21 protein-coding genes and 1 tRNA gene are annotated in these 14,860 nt (G+C 70.2%); 14 read left to right on the top strand and 8 right to left on the bottom strand.

From position 1 onward, the window contains the following. Positions 1–15: 15 nt before the first annotated feature. The 5 genes from H4W81_RS36370 to H4W81_RS36355 all read left to right on the top strand — a co-directional run bounded on the left by H4W81_RS36370 (position 16) and on the right by H4W81_RS36355 (position 3,204). A complete protein-coding gene (locus H4W81_RS36370; RefSeq protein WP_192778936.1) occupies positions 16–192 on the top strand; it encodes a hypothetical protein in 177 nt (58 codons plus the stop codon). Beyond that, positions 189–311 carry a hypothetical protein gene (locus tag H4W81_RS48960; protein ID WP_264083215.1) on the top strand — a complete coding sequence of 41 codons (123 nt, stop codon included), beginning with the start codon at positions 189–191 and terminating at the stop codon, positions 309–311. Before H4W81_RS36370 ends, H4W81_RS48960 begins: the two co-directional genes overlap by 4 nt. 103 nt (positions 312–414) lie before the next feature. Further along, a complete protein-coding gene (locus H4W81_RS36365; protein ID WP_192778935.1) occupies positions 415–1,773 on the top strand; it encodes a replication initiator in 1,359 nt (452 codons plus the stop codon). Next, entirely contained in the window at positions 1,760–1,936 is a 177-nt protein-coding gene (locus H4W81_RS36360) for a helix-turn-helix transcriptional regulator (protein WP_192778934.1), read from the top strand. Before H4W81_RS36365 ends, H4W81_RS36360 begins: the two co-directional genes overlap by 14 nt. Next, positions 1,933–3,204 carry a tyrosine-type recombinase/integrase gene (locus H4W81_RS36355; protein WP_192778933.1) on the top strand — a complete coding sequence of 424 codons (1,272 nt, stop codon included), beginning with the start codon at positions 1,933–1,935 and terminating at the stop codon, positions 3,202–3,204. The genes H4W81_RS36360 and H4W81_RS36355 overlap by 4 nt, the downstream gene beginning before the upstream one ends. A gap of 96 nt (positions 3,205–3,300) precedes the next feature. On the opposite strand, the gene H4W81_RS36350 is transcribed toward H4W81_RS36355, so the two are convergent. From H4W81_RS36350 to H4W81_RS36340, 3 genes are read right to left on the bottom strand one after another with little or no spacing between them, the layout of a single operon-like run. Next, entirely contained in the window at positions 3,301–3,969 is a 669-nt protein-coding gene (locus tag H4W81_RS36350) for a hypothetical protein (RefSeq protein ID WP_192778932.1), read from the bottom strand. Positions 3,970–3,975: 6 nt separating this feature from the next. Beyond that, on the bottom strand, positions 3,976–4,908 hold the full coding sequence (locus H4W81_RS36345) for a hypothetical protein (protein WP_192778931.1): 933 nt from the start codon (positions 4,906–4,908) through the stop codon (positions 3,976–3,978). Next, a complete protein-coding gene (locus H4W81_RS36340) occupies positions 4,908–5,222 on the bottom strand; it encodes a hypothetical protein (protein WP_192778930.1) in 315 nt (104 codons plus the stop codon). The genes H4W81_RS36345 and H4W81_RS36340 overlap by 1 nt, the downstream gene beginning before the upstream one ends. Before the next feature lie 138 nt (positions 5,223–5,360). On the opposite strand from H4W81_RS36340, the gene H4W81_RS36335 reads away from it, so the two are divergent. Both H4W81_RS36335 and H4W81_RS36330 read left to right on the top strand, forming a co-directional pair. Beyond that, positions 5,361–5,750 carry a YbaB/EbfC family nucleoid-associated protein gene (locus H4W81_RS36335; RefSeq protein ID WP_192778929.1) on the top strand — a complete coding sequence of 130 codons (390 nt, stop codon included), beginning with the start codon at positions 5,361–5,363 and terminating at the stop codon, positions 5,748–5,750. A gap of 13 nt (positions 5,751–5,763) precedes the next feature. Beyond that, a complete protein-coding gene (locus H4W81_RS36330; protein WP_192778928.1) occupies positions 5,764–6,144 on the top strand; it encodes a YbaB/EbfC family nucleoid-associated protein in 381 nt (126 codons plus the stop codon). 16 nt (positions 6,145–6,160) lie between these two features. Here H4W81_RS36330 and H4W81_RS36325 read toward each other — a convergent pair whose 3' ends face one another. Continuing rightward, complete coding sequence (locus tag H4W81_RS36325) at positions 6,161–6,556, bottom strand: hypothetical protein (RefSeq protein WP_192778927.1); 396 nt, start codon at positions 6,554–6,556, stop codon at positions 6,161–6,163. Positions 6,557–6,653: 97 nt separating this feature from the next. Between H4W81_RS36325 and H4W81_RS36320 the strand changes: the two genes are divergently transcribed. From H4W81_RS36320 to H4W81_RS36310, 3 genes are all read left to right on the top strand, one after another. After that, positions 6,654–7,715, top strand: coding sequence for a GlxA family transcriptional regulator (locus tag H4W81_RS36320; RefSeq protein ID WP_192778926.1), 1,062 nt, complete (start codon positions 6,654–6,656; stop codon positions 7,713–7,715). 122 nt (positions 7,716–7,837) lie between these two features. Beyond that, positions 7,838–8,734: an RNA polymerase sigma factor SigJ gene (gene sigJ / locus H4W81_RS36315; protein WP_192778925.1), complete on the top strand. Its 897-nt coding sequence runs from the start codon at positions 7,838–7,840 to the stop codon at positions 8,732–8,734. 102 nt (positions 8,735–8,836) lie between these two features. After that, positions 8,837–9,649, top strand: a complete 813-nt coding sequence (locus H4W81_RS36310; protein ID WP_192778924.1) for a class I SAM-dependent methyltransferase — start codon at positions 8,837–8,839, stop codon at positions 9,647–9,649. On the opposite strand, the gene H4W81_RS36305 is transcribed toward H4W81_RS36310, so the two are convergent. Then, complete coding sequence (locus H4W81_RS36305; RefSeq protein WP_192778923.1) at positions 9,632–10,567, bottom strand: DUF4328 domain-containing protein; 936 nt, start codon at positions 10,565–10,567, stop codon at positions 9,632–9,634. The genes H4W81_RS36310 and H4W81_RS36305 overlap by 18 nt on opposite strands. 137 nt (positions 10,568–10,704) lie before the next feature. Between H4W81_RS36305 and H4W81_RS36300 the strand changes: the two genes are divergently transcribed. Genes H4W81_RS36300 through H4W81_RS36290 form a run of 3 tightly spaced genes read left to right on the top strand, consistent with a single transcriptional unit; the run spans position 10,705 to position 13,217 of the window. Next, entirely contained in the window at positions 10,705–11,544 is an 840-nt protein-coding gene (locus H4W81_RS36300; protein ID WP_192778922.1) for an NUDIX hydrolase, read from the top strand. A gap of 18 nt (positions 11,545–11,562) precedes the next feature. Then, positions 11,563–12,540, top strand: coding sequence for a permease (locus H4W81_RS36295; RefSeq protein WP_192778921.1), 978 nt, complete (start codon positions 11,563–11,565; stop codon positions 12,538–12,540). A 5-nt stretch (positions 12,541–12,545) separates the two neighbouring features. Next, complete coding sequence (locus H4W81_RS36290) at positions 12,546–13,217, top strand: TIGR03943 family putative permease subunit (protein WP_225958960.1); 672 nt, start codon at positions 12,546–12,548, stop codon at positions 13,215–13,217. On the opposite strand, the gene H4W81_RS36285 is transcribed toward H4W81_RS36290, so the two are convergent. Then, the gene (locus H4W81_RS36285; protein ID WP_192778919.1) at positions 13,200–14,012 is read right to left on the bottom strand and encodes a BtrH N-terminal domain-containing protein; all 813 of its coding nucleotides are present in this window, start codon (positions 14,010–14,012) and stop codon (positions 13,200–13,202) included. The genes H4W81_RS36290 and H4W81_RS36285 overlap by 18 nt on opposite strands. A gap of 13 nt (positions 14,013–14,025) precedes the next feature. Beyond that, a complete protein-coding gene (locus tag H4W81_RS36280; RefSeq protein WP_192778918.1) occupies positions 14,026–14,331 on the bottom strand; it encodes an STAS domain-containing protein in 306 nt (101 codons plus the stop codon). A gap of 83 nt (positions 14,332–14,414) precedes the next feature. Between H4W81_RS36280 and H4W81_RS36275 the strand changes: the two genes are divergently transcribed. After that, a tRNA-Ser gene (locus tag H4W81_RS36275) sits at positions 14,415–14,501 on the top strand. A 49-nt stretch (positions 14,502–14,550) separates the two neighbouring features. Here the strand turns inward: H4W81_RS36275 and H4W81_RS36270 are convergent. Further along, complete coding sequence (locus tag H4W81_RS36270) at positions 14,551–14,823, bottom strand: hypothetical protein (RefSeq protein WP_192778917.1); 273 nt, start codon at positions 14,821–14,823, stop codon at positions 14,551–14,553. Between the last annotated feature and the right edge of the window lie 37 nt (positions 14,824–14,860).

Here is a 14,860-nt window from a genome sequence, read left to right as displayed (position 1 = left end):
CCGAAGGAAGCAGCCATGCGCATCCGCATCGACGGCACCCACGCCGAACTCGCCCACGCCATCCGCCAGATCCGCGCAGTCCTGCCGGTCGGCTCCGTCTCGCGCCTGCTGACGACCGGCCGGCCGTACACCTGGCGCGTGTTCATCAACACCGCCCCCGACCGCTCGACGGAAAGGAAGTGGATCACATGAGCGAAGACGCGATCCCGCCCGCCGCCCCGCCTCGACACCAGTGCTGCACCTGCGGCGGGACCGGCATCGACAGCTACGGCGACAACTGCCCGCACTGCGAAGGCCACGGCTACTGCTGACACCTTCGGCGCCCCCGGCGTGACCACACATCCGCCAAGACGTCCGTCACGTCGGGGGGCCATCCCGAACCGAACCGCGAAGCCCGGAAGGGACAGCCCCATCATGGCAAGCCCCGACACCGTCGCCGAGCTCATCGCCCGGCTCGACGACCCCGACCACGACCGCTGGGCCACCCAGATCCGCCGTACCGGCGGCTGCCGACAGCCCATCCACCTGCGCGGCCACGTCCTGCACATCGACCCCGCCACCGGACGCCGGCTGCACACCTACACCACCGCCACCGAACCCGGCGGCATCCTGCGCGTCCCCTGCAAGACACGACGCGCCTCCCGCTGCCCGTCCTGCGCCGAGACCTACCGCACCGACACCTACCACCTGATCCGCGCCGGACTCGTCGGCGGCAAAGGAGTGCCCGCCACGGTGGCCACGCACCCCTGCCTGTTCGTCACCCTCACCGCCCCCTCCTTCGGTCTCGTCCACACCCGCCGCGAGCGCGGCGCCAAGCCCCTGCCCTGCCACCCCCGCCGCAACGCCCGCACCTGCCCACACGGCCGCGTCCAGTCCTGTACGGCCAAGCACAGCGCCGACGACCCCCGCCTCGGCGAACCACTGTGCCCCGACTGCTACGACTACTCCGGCTCGGTCCTGTTCAACGCCGTCGCCCCCGAGTTGTGGCGTCGCTTCACCGAGGCCCTTCGCCGGCGCTTCGCCAAGCTGTCCGGCCTGACCCTCAAGGCGCTGAAGGAGAAGGTGACGATCTCCTTCGCCAAGGTGGCCGAATACCAGCGACGCGGCGTCGTCCACCTGCACGCTGTCATCCGCCTCGACGGCCCGGACGGACCCGAATCCCCACCGCCGCCTTGGGCGAGCGCCGAGGCCCTGGCGGACGCCGTACGGCACGCTGCTTCAGCCGTGACCGTCGCCATCCCGGCCGCGGGTGTCGAGCCGACGAGGGTCCTGCGGTGGGGCACCCAGCTCGACATCCGGCGCATCGCCATGGACGGCGACCTCACCGAGCAGGCGGTCGCCTCCTACGTCGCCAAATACGCCACCAAAGCGGTCGAATGCGTCGGCGCCCTCGACCAACGCATCAACCCACTCACCGACCTCGACACCCTCCCGATCCGCGACCACGCCCGCCGCCTCATCGCCGCATGCCTACGGCTGGGCGCCCTCGACGAGCTGGCCGACCTCCGGTTGATCCAGTGGGCCCACATGCTCGGCTTCCGCGGTCACTTCTCCACCAAGTCCCGCCGCTACTCCACCACCATGGGCAACATCCGCGCCGACCGCACCGAGCACGCCCGCGCCGAGGCGGTCACCACCGGCCGCCTGCCTCTCTTCGACGAAGACACCGTCCTCGTCATCGCCCACTGGGAGTACGTCGGCAAGGGCCTCTCGCCGGTGGACGCACTTCTAGCCGCGCATGCCGAGAGGAGGAGCGCCGATGAGTGCCGATGACAGCCTCTGGGACGTCGACGACGTCTCTCGCTACCTCCGCGTCCCCGTGGCCACCCTGTACCAATGGCGTTACCTCGGCAAAGGACCCAAAGGCTGCAAGATCGGACGTCATGTGCGCTACCTCCCCGAGGATGTCTACGCCTGGGTGCGTGAGCAGTCATGACGGTCTACGACAGATGGCACAAGTCCAGGCCGGGCCCTGGGGACGCCAAGTGTCCCGAGCACAAGCGCGTACCAACCTCCGATCACGGCAAAGGCGAGCGCTGGCAGGTTCGTTGGCGCGATGACCGCGGTGAGCAGCGGAAGAGGAACTTCGATAAACGTGCCGCTGCTGACGCCTTCGACGCGAAGATCAAAAATGAACTGGCTGTTGGCACGTACGTCGACCCGAGCGCAGGCAAGGTCCTCTTCCGCCAGCGTGCGGACGAATGGCTGAGAACAGCACCGTTCGACGAGGCAGTTCACGACCAGGTCGCCATGCGGCTCCGCAACCACATCAATCCCGTCCTGGGGGACAGGGAGATGCGCGTGCTCGCCAACCGGCCATCCATGATCCAGGCGTGGATTCGTGGGTTGCAAGGCAAGCTCGCCCCGTCCTACATCAAGGTCCTGCTGGCACACGTCTCCGCCGTATTCTCCGCCGCTGTGGACGACGGCCTCGTGGCAAGGAATCCGTGCAAGGCATCAGTTGTACGAGCGCCCGCCATCTCTCGCGACAAGGTGAAGCCGTGGACGTACGACATGGTGGAGGGCATGCGTGCCACGCTCGGAGAGCGGTACGCCGCGACAGTCGACATCGGGGCCGGCGTCGGCCTGAGGCAGGGCGAGATCTTCGGGCTGGCCGTCGATGACGTCGACTTCCTGCGGCGGGTCGTCCACGTGCGACGGCAGGTGAAGCTCATCCGGGGCCGTCAGGTCTTCGCTCCCCCCAAGGGCGGGAAGACGCGTGACGTCCCGCTCCCTGATTCGGTGGCCCTCCGGCTCGCCGCTCACCTCACTACGTTCCCAGCCGTCGATGTCACGATGCCCTGGCTGGCGCTCGCCGGGAAGCCCACGACACATCGGCTGATCTTCTCCACGCCGAACGGCAATGCGATCCACTGCACCTACTTCAACCAGGGGCGGTGGCGGTTGGCTCTTGTTCGCGCGGGCATCGTGCCCGCCCCGCCCAAAGGGGAGATGCCTGAGTCGCATCGCGAACACGGCATGCACGCCCTCCGGCATTTCTACGCCTCCGTACTGCTTGACGGCGGCGAGAGCATCAAGGCTCTGAGCGAGTACCTCGGGCATCATGATCCAGGCTTCACCCTTCGCACGTACACACACCTCATGCCGTCCAGCGAGGACCGCACGCGCAAGGCCGTCGATCGTGTCTTCGGGGCACACGCAACGGAGCCGTGTGCCCTCGATGTGCCCTCCCAGGAAGCCTGACCACCGCTACCGCAGGTCAGAAGGTCGGACAGTGACTACCAGCACTTCAGCAAGGGCGGCGGCTGACACCTGGACTGATGTCGCTGATCTGCGGCCTCAGCGTGGGTCTCTCAGCCACTGCTCGGCGAACGAACGGATCTCCTCGTCCGCCACGGTGGCCGCGTGCTGCAGAAGGCTCGTGTCCTCGTCGGACAGTCGGGCCGCGGCCGCCGCGGCGAACAGCCGGGTCACCGGATCGTGCCCTTCGAGCCTGGCGGCGATGTCACGCGGGTCGGGCTCCTCGATCTCGTAGCGGATCAGCCACTCGGTCAGATCCCTGACCTGACCGGCTCCCAGGAACGCCCCCCCGGCCACTAGCTGGTCGGCCGTGGCGGAGGCCAGGAACTCGAGAACCTTCCACCGGACGGCGCTGTCGGGGTCCCCGCTCATGTTCATGACCTGAGCGATGGTGGGCCCGTGCTGGACGTCGCCGTTCACCAGCACCACTTCGATGGCGTAGTACCGCACGTGGCGGAGCGGGTGGGCGAGGAGATCGGGGACGTCGCTCATCATCGGGGCGGCGAGATCGCCGAGTTCCGACAGCAGCCAGGTTCCCGTCCGCACGGCCGCGTCGTCGCCGCTGTGGAGGAGCCTGCCGAGGTTCTCGACGGGGTATCCCTCGAACAACTCGCTCAGCAGGTCGTTGGCCGCCGGGCCCACGACGGCGTCGTCGGCCGAATGTACACGGATGCGCTCTATCAGGTCGTCGCCTGCTTGCGTCTGCATCGGCTGCTAGTCCCCTAGAAGCTTTCTGAGGAAGCCCTTTTCCCGTCTGATCCTCTCCTCGTGGCCGGTTTCATAGCCCAGCCGCTCCTGCTCCGCCTCCCGTGTCTTGATGCTCTTCTTCAGATCATCCGCCATCTGCTTCTTCTGCTCTTCTGTCATGCCCCTCGTGCTTGAGGGAATCTCGCCGTGGAACTTCCCGGTCTGGTCTCTCCTGCCCCAGCTTCTCCCGCCGCGGCCCCCGCCGCTGTTGCCGCCCGAGTTCCTGTTGTTCCTGCGGCCCATCTGGGCCATGCCGTCCTGGACGGAGCGAGGGCCGGCCGGTGTCCTCGGGCCGGTGGGCCGCATCGGGACTCCGCCGCGAGGGCCGACCGCGAGCGGGCGACCGCCTGGGCCCATCGGGCGGCGCAGGTTCTCCAGGATGCGGCGCATCGGGTCGGTCACCCGCCGGCTCAACGCCGGAGCCAGCACCTTACCGGTGCCCTCGGCGCCTTCGCGCATCACCTTCCCGATGGCATGACGGGTGAGGAACATACGCGCGGTGGCCAGCGTCACACCCGCCGCACCACTGAACGCCAGTGCCTGTACGACATAGGTGAGCCCGGCGGCCGCCTGCGTGCCCACGGCCACCTTGACCGCGCTGACGACGGCGGCCGTGCCGTCGAGCGCCACCGGCGCCATCCTCGCGGCGGCCATGGCCTGGGAGATGTGGCCGCCGTCCCCGCCGACCGCGCTCCAACGGTTGGCCAGGGCCGTGGCCGACTCACCGTGATAGACCTGCTGCGTCACGCGGACCGCCAGATCGGCCGCCGCGCCCGCGGGGGCTGCCGCGGCGTTGACGACGCGCCACGCCGTGGAGTCCTTCCTGATCTCGTCCTCATCGATGTTCGGCCACGGCACGCCGAGCATCCCCAGGAACCCGCTCAGTTCGTGCGGAAGCATCACGCCCATGTGAAGCGGCCGATGCTCTCGCTGGTGGCGTCTTCCATGTCGCGCGTGTTCCTGGCCACGCCCGTCATGGCCTCGCCGGTGCCGGCCACCTCCCCGGAGACCCCGGTGAGCGCGGCGAGCGAGACCTGGGTGCATTCGGCGTACGTGGCAGCGATCATGCCGAACAGCCCGTCGTCGCCCCAGAAGCCGACGCCGTTCCCTCGTTCCCTGAGCCGCTGCATCGCGGCTTCGTGGTCCGCCCCGTGGGTGCTGACACGTGTCCCCTCGTGCCCCACCGCTCCCGACGCGATCTCGAATCCCGTCATGCCCAAGCACCATATCGGGACGTATCGTGACTTGCGCAACTCTTCTGGTACGTGAGATGTACATCTCACTGTCAAGGTCGAAAGGGGATGCGTCTACACTGAGCGGCTCCACCCGTCCCCTGACTGCCGGAGGTCGAGATGCGGTCGCCTGCACCGGAAGACGACCCCGAATACCTGGCGCAGTACGTCGCCCAGAGCCAGCAGATCATGCGCGAGCTACAGGCTGCGCGGTCCGCCATCCAGCGGGTGGAGGGCCGGGCGGCCAGCGATGACGGGCTGGTCGAGGCGTCGGCCGACGGTCAGGGTGGCCTCACCCGCCTGCGCATCGACCCGCGAGCGCTGCGCCTCGGCGAGGTGGCGCTCGGCGAGAAGGTGACGGCGGTGCTCCGGGCGGCGCAGGAGGACGCCGGACGTCAGGCGAAGGAGATCGCCGACGAGGTCGGGGAAAGGGCCGCGGCGCTGCAGGAGCCGCTCGACGAGATGTTCGTGCGCCAGCGGGTCGAGCAGGCGGCCCGCGATCTTCTCTAGGCTGGAGGCAAGCGTGTACGGCCCGCACATCGACCCTGCCAACATCAGGGACCAGGATCTCGACGAGGCCGCCCGCCAGGGCGAGCGGATGCTGGCCTGGCTGGAGACGGCACAGGAGGAGCTCGACGCGATCGTCGGCACCGGTGAGGGGCCGTCCGGCCAGGTCAAGGCGACCGTGAACCCGAACGGCCATGTCCTCGGCGTCACCTACGGCCCCCGTGCGTTGCGCCTGGGCAGCCTCGACCTGGCGGAGGAGACGCTCGCGGCGGTGCGGGCGGCGTGCGCGGACGCCGAGCGGCAGACCCATGACCTGATGCGCGAGGCCCTGCCCGGCTACGACCCGGCCGAGGCGAGCGCCGAGTTCGAACGCCTGCTGGGCGGCGAGTGGCACTGATCCTTCGGGATACGGATCAGCCGTGTTCCGAGCGGCGCAGGAGCATCACGCCGAGCATGAGGGGGAACATGGCCAGATGCGCGAGGAGCATCAAGGCGCCGCCGTCGATGACACCCAGCCAGAGCAGCGGGAAGAGCGGGACGACCGGGGCGAACATGGCGGCGCACATCTCGAGGGTGTGCCGCCAGGCGTGGCCGCGGAAGCGCATCCAGACGGCCATGCCGACGGACATGTTGCAGGCCATCACCAGGTAGCCGAGCTCGGGATACCGCGCGTGGGAGAACTCCAGGCCCACCGCGGACTGGAGGAACCCGAGGGCGAACATCCCGACGAACATCGCCACGATCATCTCGATGTAGTGGAGGGTGAAGCGCAGCCATCCGCCGCGCGCTTTCGCCGCTGTCTGAGTCATGGTTCGACTATGTGAGCCGGGGAGGCCGCGCCCAAGGAATGCGGGCGGGCTGGTCCGGAATCTTGGGCAGCCGGTCTTTCCGGCCTACAGTCGGGCCATGGAGGAGCGGCATTTCGTGGTCGTCGGGTACGACGCCGCCGAGTTACTCGACATCGCCTGCGTGGTGGCGGGCCTGGAATGCGCGAACTGGCACGGCGCGGCTCCCTACTACCGGGTCCGCCTGGTCACACCGGGAGCGCGGCCCATCGACTGCGGCCCCACCGTGACGCTGCACACCAGCGAGAGACTCGAGCGGGTCACCGGCCCGATCGACACACTGCTCGTCTCCGGCGGGATCGGCAGCCAGGACGCGGCCGCCAACCGGCTGATCCTCGCGCACATCCGCCGGCTGGCGCGCGAGAGCCGGCGGGTGGCGTCCGTCTGCACGGGAACGTGGATCCTGGCCGCCGCCGGGCTCCTCGACGGCCGGCGCGCCACCACCCACTGGCGCTGGGCGGGCCAGCTCGCCACGCGTCATCCGGAGGTCCACGTGGATCCCGATCCGATCTTCATCCGTGACGGGAACGTCTACACCTCGGCCGGCGTCACCAGCGCCCTGGACCTGACGCTCGCCCTCATCGAGGAGGACAACGGCGCCGAGCTCGCCCGGACCGTGGCCCGGCAGCTCGTGACCTACCTGCAGCGGCCGGGCAACCAGGCGCAGATGAGCATGTTCACCGCCGCCCCGCCGCCGTCCGACAGCCTGGTCAAGCGGGTGGTCGACCACATCACCGGCCACCTGGACGCGGACCTGACCGTAGCGGCGCTGGCCGCCCGCGCGGGCGTGAGCGAGCGGCACCTGACGCGGCTGTTCCTCCACCACCTCGGGCAGACCCCGGGCCGGTTCGTACGGCAGGCCCGCGCCGAAGCGGCCGCCCACCTGCTGGCCTCCACCTCCCTGCCCATGGCCACCGTGGCCGGCCGTTGCGGATTCGGCACGGCCGAGACCCTGCGTCAAGCCTTCATCGACCGTTACGGCGTCCCGCCCTCGCACTACCGGCTCACCCAGTCGTCCATGGCGTCGCAGCCGAGCGCGGCGCCGTCGAAAACCCAGTCGCGCCCGAACGCGGCGCCGTCGCAAGCCCAGTCGCAGCCGAGCGCGGCGCCGTCGGAAACCTAGGACGCGCTCAGGCAGCGCGCACGCCGCACACCGGCACCGCTGGTGAGCGGGCCTCCCGGTCACATCGGCCGCGTTTCGTGGGTCTAGTGTTACGACGCCTCACGCGGAAGGAATGTGACACAGTGGACGACGGCGCATGGCTGGCGGAGCGTTTCGAGGAGCACCGGCCTCGCCTGCGGGCGGTGGCCTACCGGATGCTCGGCTCGGTGAGCGAGGCCGATGACGCCGTGCAGGACGCCTGGCTGCGCCTCAGCCGTGCCGACACCGGCGGTGTCGAGAACCTCGGCGCGTGGCTGACGACCGTGGTGGCGCGGGTGTGCCTGAACGTGTTGCGCTCGCGCGAGAACCGGCGCGAGGACTCCTTCGACACGCACCTGCCCGACCCGATCGTCAGCTTCGAAGGCGGGGCCGACCCCGAGCACGAGGCGCTGCTGGCCGACGCGGTCGGACTGGCGCTGCTGGTGGTGCTCGACACACTGGCGCCGGCCGAACGGCTCGCGTTCGTGCTGCACGACATGTTCGCCGTGCCGTTCGACGAGATCGCCCCGCTGATCGAGCGGTCACCCGCCGCGACCAGGCAGCTCGCCAGCCGCGCCCGCCGCCGCGTGCAGGGGCAGGCCCCTGCACCCGACCCTGACCTCTCACGCCAGCGGGACGTCGTCAACGCGTTCTTCGCCGCCGCCCGCGACGGCGACTTCGACGCGCTCGTCGCCGTGCTCGACCCCGACGTGGTCCTGCGGTCCGACGGCGGCACGGCGCGCGCCCGCCACACCGTCGCCTTCCACGGCGCCCGCACCGTGGCCGCGCAGGCGGTCACGTTCGGACGGCTCTCGCCGTTCGCCCGCCCGGCGCTGATCAACGGAGCCGCCGGCGTCGTGGTCGCCGCGCAGGGACGGCCGCTGTCCGTCATGGGTTTCGTCGTCACGGGCGGCAGGATCGTCGAGATCGACGTGATCGCGGACCCGGATCGCCTCGCCGAACTCGATCTCGGCCCTCTGGACGACGAGGTGAACCAGTAGGAGCACGTCACCCAGGGTTTTCCGGCGGCGCGCGAAGGGGAGGTGCTGGCTGGGGGTGTACGGCACCGCCCCATCAGGGGGCGCGCCGGAAGGAGCGGGGGCATGGGGTTCGAAGAGCTCAAGAAGCGGCAGAGCGTCATCTGGGGCACCGGCCCCTACGAACGGCTGCCGGAGCACTACCAGCCGCTACTCGACCACGTGGCGCGAGCGCTCGACGTTCGCCCCGGTGAGCGAGTGCTCGACGTCGCGACGGGAACCGGCGCGCTCGCGACGTTGCTGGCACGGGCAGGTGCGCAGGTCACGGGGGTCGATCTCGCGCCCGCGCTGATCACGACCGCGAAGCGGCTCGCCGCCGAGGACGGCCTCGACATCACCTACGACGTCGGCGACGCGGAGAGCCTGCCGTACGCGGATGGCAGCTTCGACGCCGTCGGGTCCAACGTCGGTTCGATGTTCGCGCCCGACCACGCCGCCGTCGCCCGTGAGCTGGCGCGGGTCTGCAAGCCCGGGGGCCGGCTGGCGCTCGGTAACTGGAGTGACGAGCGCGGTGTCGTGGACATGTTCAACGTGATGAAGCCCTTCATGCCCCCGCCACCGCCGGGGGCCGGCTCGCCGTTCCAGTGGGGGAACCGCGGCTACGTCGAGCAGCGCCTGGGCGAGTACTTCGAGCTCCGCTTCGAGGAGGGCGACGCGCCGCAGGTCGGCGAGTCGGGCGAGGAGGTCTGGGAGCTCTTCTCCACGGTCTACGGGCCGACGAGGACGCTGGCCGAGTCACTCGATCCGGACCGGCGCGAGGAACTGCACCGCGCGTTCGCCGAGTTCTACGAGGGCTACCGTACGGAGCAGGGCGTGCACCAGCCCCGGCCGTACCTCATCGTGATCGGGACGAGACGCGGGTCAGCGGGCGGGGGATGACAGCAGGTCCCAGCGGTTGCCGTCGGGGTCGCTGAAGGAGGCGACCGTGCCGTAGAACTCCCGCCGCGGCGCCGCGTCGAAGGCGACGCCCGCCGACGCCATCCGCCCGTGGTCGAGCTCGAAGTCGTCGGTGTGCAGGACCAGGCGCCTCTCCCCCGCGGGAGCGGCACCGCGGACCAGCAGGAGCGCGGTCTCCTTCGCGTGATGGGGCCGGACGGTCACCCATCGCTCGCCGTCCTCGCCGGTCCGGTCCTCGCACAGGTCGAAGCCGAGCGTGCCGACGTAGAACGCCACGGCCTCGTCCTGGTCGCGCACGACGACGGGGACGAGGCCGAGCCGCTGGGCGGGCACGAACGTCCCCTTCGTGCGCGCCTCCTCCTGGAACCGGGTGATCGTCAGGACCACCCCGATCGCGAGCGCGCCCGCGGCGAGGGACAGCACGATCGTGGCCACCGACACCACGGGACCGGGGGCCGACCGCACCGAGTACGCGTGCACGGCGACCAGACCCAGCCAGCTCACCCACCAGGCCCAGACCAGTTTCGAGCGGCGGACCCTGACCAGGTCAGTGCCGGACGGCTGGCCGCCGGGCCGCGAGGTGGCCCAGATGTCGTCGACGATCCCCTTGGGCACGAACAGGTTGACGACCGGCAGGACCCAGCCGACCACCACGAACGGCGCGGCGTAGGTGTGGAAGACCCCTGGGGAGATCGCGTACGCGTTGGCCCGGGCGCGAGCCAGCCAGCACACGAACGCGAACCCGGCCGGAAGGTAGATCAGCGGATACCTGAGCCGCCAGATCGCCCCGTGGAGGAGATGGGCGAGCGACATCGCGACGGACGCGACGGCGACCAGGGCGATCACCACGACGACGAGCGCGGCGAACGGCCGGATGGGGCGCAGGGAGCAAGCGGGCACCGCGAGTCCTTCAACGGGGGGCAAGGTGCGCGTCAGTATGCCGGATCACGACCGGGCGAAACAGATGATCTTCGCGTCGGACCGTCGCCAGACGCCGGCCATCGGGAAGACTGGAGTTCGGCGAGGGGGAGGCGAGGGTGGCGACCAAGGACGGCGACGGGTGGACGATCTGTCGGCAGGGCCACAGGCACTGGGGCAGGTACGGCGCGGCGGGACTGCTCGCCGTCCATCGCGATGAGGAGGGCGTCGCCCACGTCCTGATGCAGAAGCGGGCCGTGTGGAGCCATCACGGCGGCACCTGGGGCCTGCTGGGAGGGGCCCGCGACAGTCACGAGGACCCCGTCCACGCGGCGCTGCGCGAGGCGGGCGAGGAGGCCGTGCTCAAGCTCGACGAGCTGCGCGTGCGCGGCGTCTACCACGACGACCACGGCGGCTGGGCCTTCGACACCGTGATCGCCGAGGCCGAGGCGCTGCTGGACGCCGTGCCCGGCAACAGTGAGAGTGACGCCCTGCACTGGCTCACCCTGCCCGAGATGGCGAAGCGGCGGCTGCACCCGGGCTTCGCCCAGACGTGGCCGGCGATCCAGGCCGCGCTGCCGCCCGAGCTGGTGGTGCTCGACATCGCCAACATCGTCGGAGCGAGAGCCGAGCACGGCTGGTGGAAGGACCGCAGAGCCGCGGCCTCCAGGCTGCTGAACGACGCGGCGGGCAAGAGCCTGCCGCACGAGGTGCTCGCGCAGTGGTTCCCCCGCGTGGTCGCGGTCGTGGAGGGCGCGGCGCGCGGCGCGGAAGAGGTCGAGGGCATCTCGGTCGTCGCCGCGCCGGGCAGCGGCGACGACACCATCGTCGAGGTCGTACGGCAGGCGAAGCCCTGGGAGCGCGTGCTCGTCGTCACGGCGGACCGGGCGCTGAGAGAGCTGGTGACCGGGCTCGGCGCGCTCGTCGCCGGGCCGAAGTGGCTGCTCGACCGGCTCTGAGCCTGGCAGCATGTGTCCATGTCTGTCCCCCGGACACTCGAGATCCCGCCCGACGAATGGGGCAGGCCGCGCTCCACCCAGGTGCCGTGGCTCTTCCTCGCGATCATCGCCGCCCTGCTCGCGGGCAGGTTCCTGGTCGCGCCCTACCTCACGGCGCCCGCGCTCCAGACCTGGGCCACGATCTTCGTGGCGATCTGCGTGCAGGCGCTGCCGTTCCTGGTGTTCGGGGTGGCGTTGTCGGCGGCCATCGCGGCGTTCGTCCCGCCCGGCTTCTGGACCAGGGCGCTGCCGAAGCGGCCCGCGGTCGCCGTGCCCGTGGCGGGACTGGCCGGAGCGGTGCTGCCGGGGTGCGAGTGCGCCTCCGTTCCCGTGGCCTCGGGCCTGATCAAGCGGGGCGTCACGCCCGCGGCGGCGCTGGCGTTCCTGCTGTCCTCGCCCGCGATCAACCCGGTCGTGCTGGTCGCCACCGCGGTGGCCTTTCCGAACGAACCACTGATGGTGCTCGCGCGCTTCCTCGCCTCGCTGGTGGCGGCGGTGGCGGTGGGCTGGCTGTGGCTGCGGTTCGGCAAGACAGAGTGGATCCGCAACCGCGCCCATCACCACGGTTCGTTCCTCGAGGCGATGCGGCACGACCTGCTACACGCGGGCGGCTTCCTGATCGTGGGCGGGCTGGCCGCCGCCACGCTGAACGTCGTGGTGCCGCGCGAGTGGCTGACGGCGGTCGCGGAGGTGCCGTGGCTGTCGGTGCTGGTGCTGGCGGCGCTCGCCGTCCTGCTGTCGATCTGCTCGGAGGCGGACGCGTTCGTGGCGGCGTCGCTGTCGGCCTTCTCCCCTACCGCGAAGCTGACCTTCATGGTGGTCGGGCCGATGGTCGACCTCAAGCTGATCGCGCTGCAGACCGGGACGTTCGGCAAGGCGTTCGCGGTCAGGTTCGTGCCCGTCACCCTCGTGCTCGCCGTGGCCGCGAGCGTCGTCGTCGGATGGATCCTGCTGTGAACCGCATGTCGCAGAATCTGGTGCTGATGCTGCTCGGCGGCGCGCTGCTGCGGATCTCGGCGTTCTCCACCACCTACGTCAACTACGTCAAGCCGGGCTTTCGGCCCTTCCTCATCGCGGCGGGGCTGGTCATCTTCGCGATCGGGCTGGTGGGGCTGGTCCGCAGGTCGGCCGAGCACCATCACGGACCCCGCGTGGCCTGGCTGCTGTGCCTGCCGGTGTTCGCGGTCTTCCTGATCGCGCCGCCCGCGCTGGGCTCGTTCGCCGCCGCCAGGTCGGCGGCCCCGCCCCCGCCGCAGGTCCTCGACGCCTACGCGCCACTGAAGGACGCCGGGCCGACCGAGATGACGATGAGCGAGTTCATCGGCAGGGTCTTCGGCGACTCCAACCAGACGCTCAAGGGGAAGACGGTCGAGCTGACCGGCTTCGTCACACCGGCCAAGAAGAAGGGGCAGTGGTTCGTCACGCGGATGCAGCTGGCGTGCTGCGCCGCCGACGCCTACGCGCTGAAGGTGATCGTGCGCGGCTCGCCGCAGCCCACCTCCGACTCCTGGGTGCGGGTCACCGGGACCTGGGTGCCGACCGAGGTCGACGACGACGCCACCGGCATCGTCTACGCCGAGCTCGACGCCTCGGAGGTGGAGCGGGTCGACCCGCCGTCAGAACCTTACGAGTAGGTCGGCGGCCTCCTCCTCGATCTCGGCGACGCGCCGCACCAGCTCGGGAGAGGGCTCGCGAGCCACCCGCGACCACAGCTCGCCGGCCGTCCGGTAGAGAGGGGCGGCCGGATGGCCGCCCGTCTCGTCGAGGAAGTCGGCGTAGAGCGGCCGGGTGGCGCCAGGGGCGGTGTACTCGACCTCCAGGCACTCGGGCAGCCGCCGCCGCGCGTTCTCGAGCACCTCGGGGTCGGCCAGGTGCTCGGCTAGCCGCCGCATGCCCGACAGGCCGAAGTTGACGTCGAAGGCGTTGCCCAGCACGGGGCCGGTCAACTTGGCGGCGGTGTCCTTGATCGCCGCCTTGCCGTCGGGCTCGATGGCGGGCGGGCCGGTGATCTCCGTCAGGTGGTGCCTGCCCTTCCTGAAGGCCGACCACTCGCTCATGAACCGATCCAGCGGCACCTCCCCGTCGAGGAGCCTGACCGTGTCGCCCTCGACGCCGAGCACGGCCACGTCGTAGGGATCGTGCCTGATCCTGCAGATCACCTGGTGACCGGCGTCGAGCGCGGCCCGCAGGTTCCGCTCGGCCACCCGGGGCGAGCCGGTCTGCCTGACCTGGTGCGGCACGCCGGTGCGGACGAGCGCCTTGCCGATCATCGGCTCTGGGTGCGCCTGGGCGACGACGGTCAGCATCGGCGGCTCGCCCTTGTACCTGAAGACGAAGCACATGAACCCGATGCCGCCGCCGAGCCCGAGCCACATCGCCTCCGAATGGGTGCCCAGCAGGGCCTGGAGCAGGTGGGACTCGCGGTGCATACGGCTGATCTCCTCAGGTGAAGACGGCGCTGAGCCCGGTCACGTCGAGCACCCTGCGCAGCACGCCGTGGACGCCGGTGAGCCGCAGGTCACCGCCGTGCTCGCGCACCAGGCGCTGGTGCTCGATCAGCACCCACAGCCCGCTGGAGTCGCAGAAGGCCAGCTCAGTGGCGTCGACGACGATCGTGTGGACTCTCTCGTCGTGCAGGAGGACCAGTTGGTCGCGCAGCACGGGCGCGGAAAGCTTGTCGAGATCTCCTCGCAGGCGCACGATCGCTGCTCCAGCGGAGCGCTCCACCACCACAGTGAGATCTGCCAACGAGGTGCCTCCCGCGTAGGAGCCTTCTCCGAAGGTACACCCCTGCCGCATCGAGCGTTAGCCGCTAAGGTGGTGTGCGCACTGGAGGGTTCGCATAGTGGACGAGTGCAGCCGCCTTGAAAGCGGCCAGGTCAGCGATGGCCTCAAGGGTTCGAATCCCTTACCCTCCGCCTCGCGGCCTCCGAGACAGCCACTCTCTCGGAGGCCTCCCTCGTCTGGTCAGAGGTGGCCGAGCTCGCCGAGCGGTTTCGTCCAGTAGTCCTGCTCCTCGGGTGCGCCGCTGACCAGGTCGGCGGAGGCGGCGCGGTCGGGGTTGATGACGATGTGCATGATCCGGTTGAAGGTCTTGAACGCGTCGTCGTCGCCGACGCGCATCTGTCCGCTGTTCATGCGCTCGTACCAGAACTTCTGCTCTTCCTCGATCCGGGGGAGCAACTCGTTGCGGCTCAGGGTGCGTGCTTCCTCGACGGTCAGGCGCTCGAAGCGTGGCATGGGGCGATTGTCTCAGCACTCTCGCCCCGTCGCCTAC

The organism is Nonomuraea africana (assembly GCF_014873535.1).
Taxonomy (GTDB): domain Bacteria; phylum Actinomycetota; class Actinomycetes; order Streptosporangiales; family Streptosporangiaceae; genus Nonomuraea; species Nonomuraea africana.
This window is presented reverse-complemented; position numbering and strand designations above follow the sequence as displayed.

Bases quoted from the DNA above. Each gene is read 5' to 3' on its own strand.
- H4W81_RS36370 (WP_192778936.1), top strand. From the start codon at position 16: ATGCGCATCCGCATCGACGGCACCCACGCCGAACTCGCCCACGCCATC.
- H4W81_RS48960 (WP_264083215.1), top strand. From the start codon at position 189: ATGAGCGAAGACGCGATCCCGCCCGCCGCCCCGCCTCGACACCAGTGC.
- H4W81_RS36365 (WP_192778935.1), top strand. From the start codon at position 415: ATGGCAAGCCCCGACACCGTCGCCGAGCTCATCGCCCGGCTCGACGAC.
- H4W81_RS36360 (WP_192778934.1), top strand. From the start codon at position 1,760: ATGAGTGCCGATGACAGCCTCTGGGACGTCGACGACGTCTCTCGCTAC.
- H4W81_RS36355 (WP_192778933.1), top strand. From the start codon at position 1,933: ATGACGGTCTACGACAGATGGCACAAGTCCAGGCCGGGCCCTGGGGAC.
- H4W81_RS36350 (WP_192778932.1), bottom strand. From the start codon at position 3,969: ATGCAGACGCAAGCAGGCGACGACCTGATAGAGCGCATCCGTGTACAT.
- H4W81_RS36345 (WP_192778931.1), bottom strand. From the start codon at position 4,908: ATGCTTCCGCACGAACTGAGCGGGTTCCTGGGGATGCTCGGCGTGCCG.
- H4W81_RS36340 (WP_192778930.1), bottom strand. From the start codon at position 5,222: ATGACGGGATTCGAGATCGCGTCGGGAGCGGTGGGGCACGAGGGGACA.
- H4W81_RS36335 (WP_192778929.1), top strand. From the start codon at position 5,361: ATGCGGTCGCCTGCACCGGAAGACGACCCCGAATACCTGGCGCAGTAC.
- H4W81_RS36325 (WP_192778927.1), bottom strand. From the start codon at position 6,556: ATGACTCAGACAGCGGCGAAAGCGCGCGGCGGATGGCTGCGCTTCACC.
- H4W81_RS36320 (WP_192778926.1), top strand. From the start codon at position 6,654: ATGGAGGAGCGGCATTTCGTGGTCGTCGGGTACGACGCCGCCGAGTTA.
- H4W81_RS36310 (WP_192778924.1), top strand. From the start codon at position 8,837: ATGGGGTTCGAAGAGCTCAAGAAGCGGCAGAGCGTCATCTGGGGCACC.
- H4W81_RS36295 (WP_192778921.1), top strand. From the start codon at position 11,563: ATGTCTGTCCCCCGGACACTCGAGATCCCGCCCGACGAATGGGGCAGG.
- H4W81_RS36290 (WP_225958960.1), top strand. From the start codon at position 12,546: ATGTCGCAGAATCTGGTGCTGATGCTGCTCGGCGGCGCGCTGCTGCGG.
- H4W81_RS36285 (WP_192778919.1), bottom strand. From the start codon at position 14,012: ATGCACCGCGAGTCCCACCTGCTCCAGGCCCTGCTGGGCACCCATTCG.
- H4W81_RS36270 (WP_192778917.1), bottom strand. From the start codon at position 14,823: ATGCCACGCTTCGAGCGCCTGACCGTCGAGGAAGCACGCACCCTGAGC.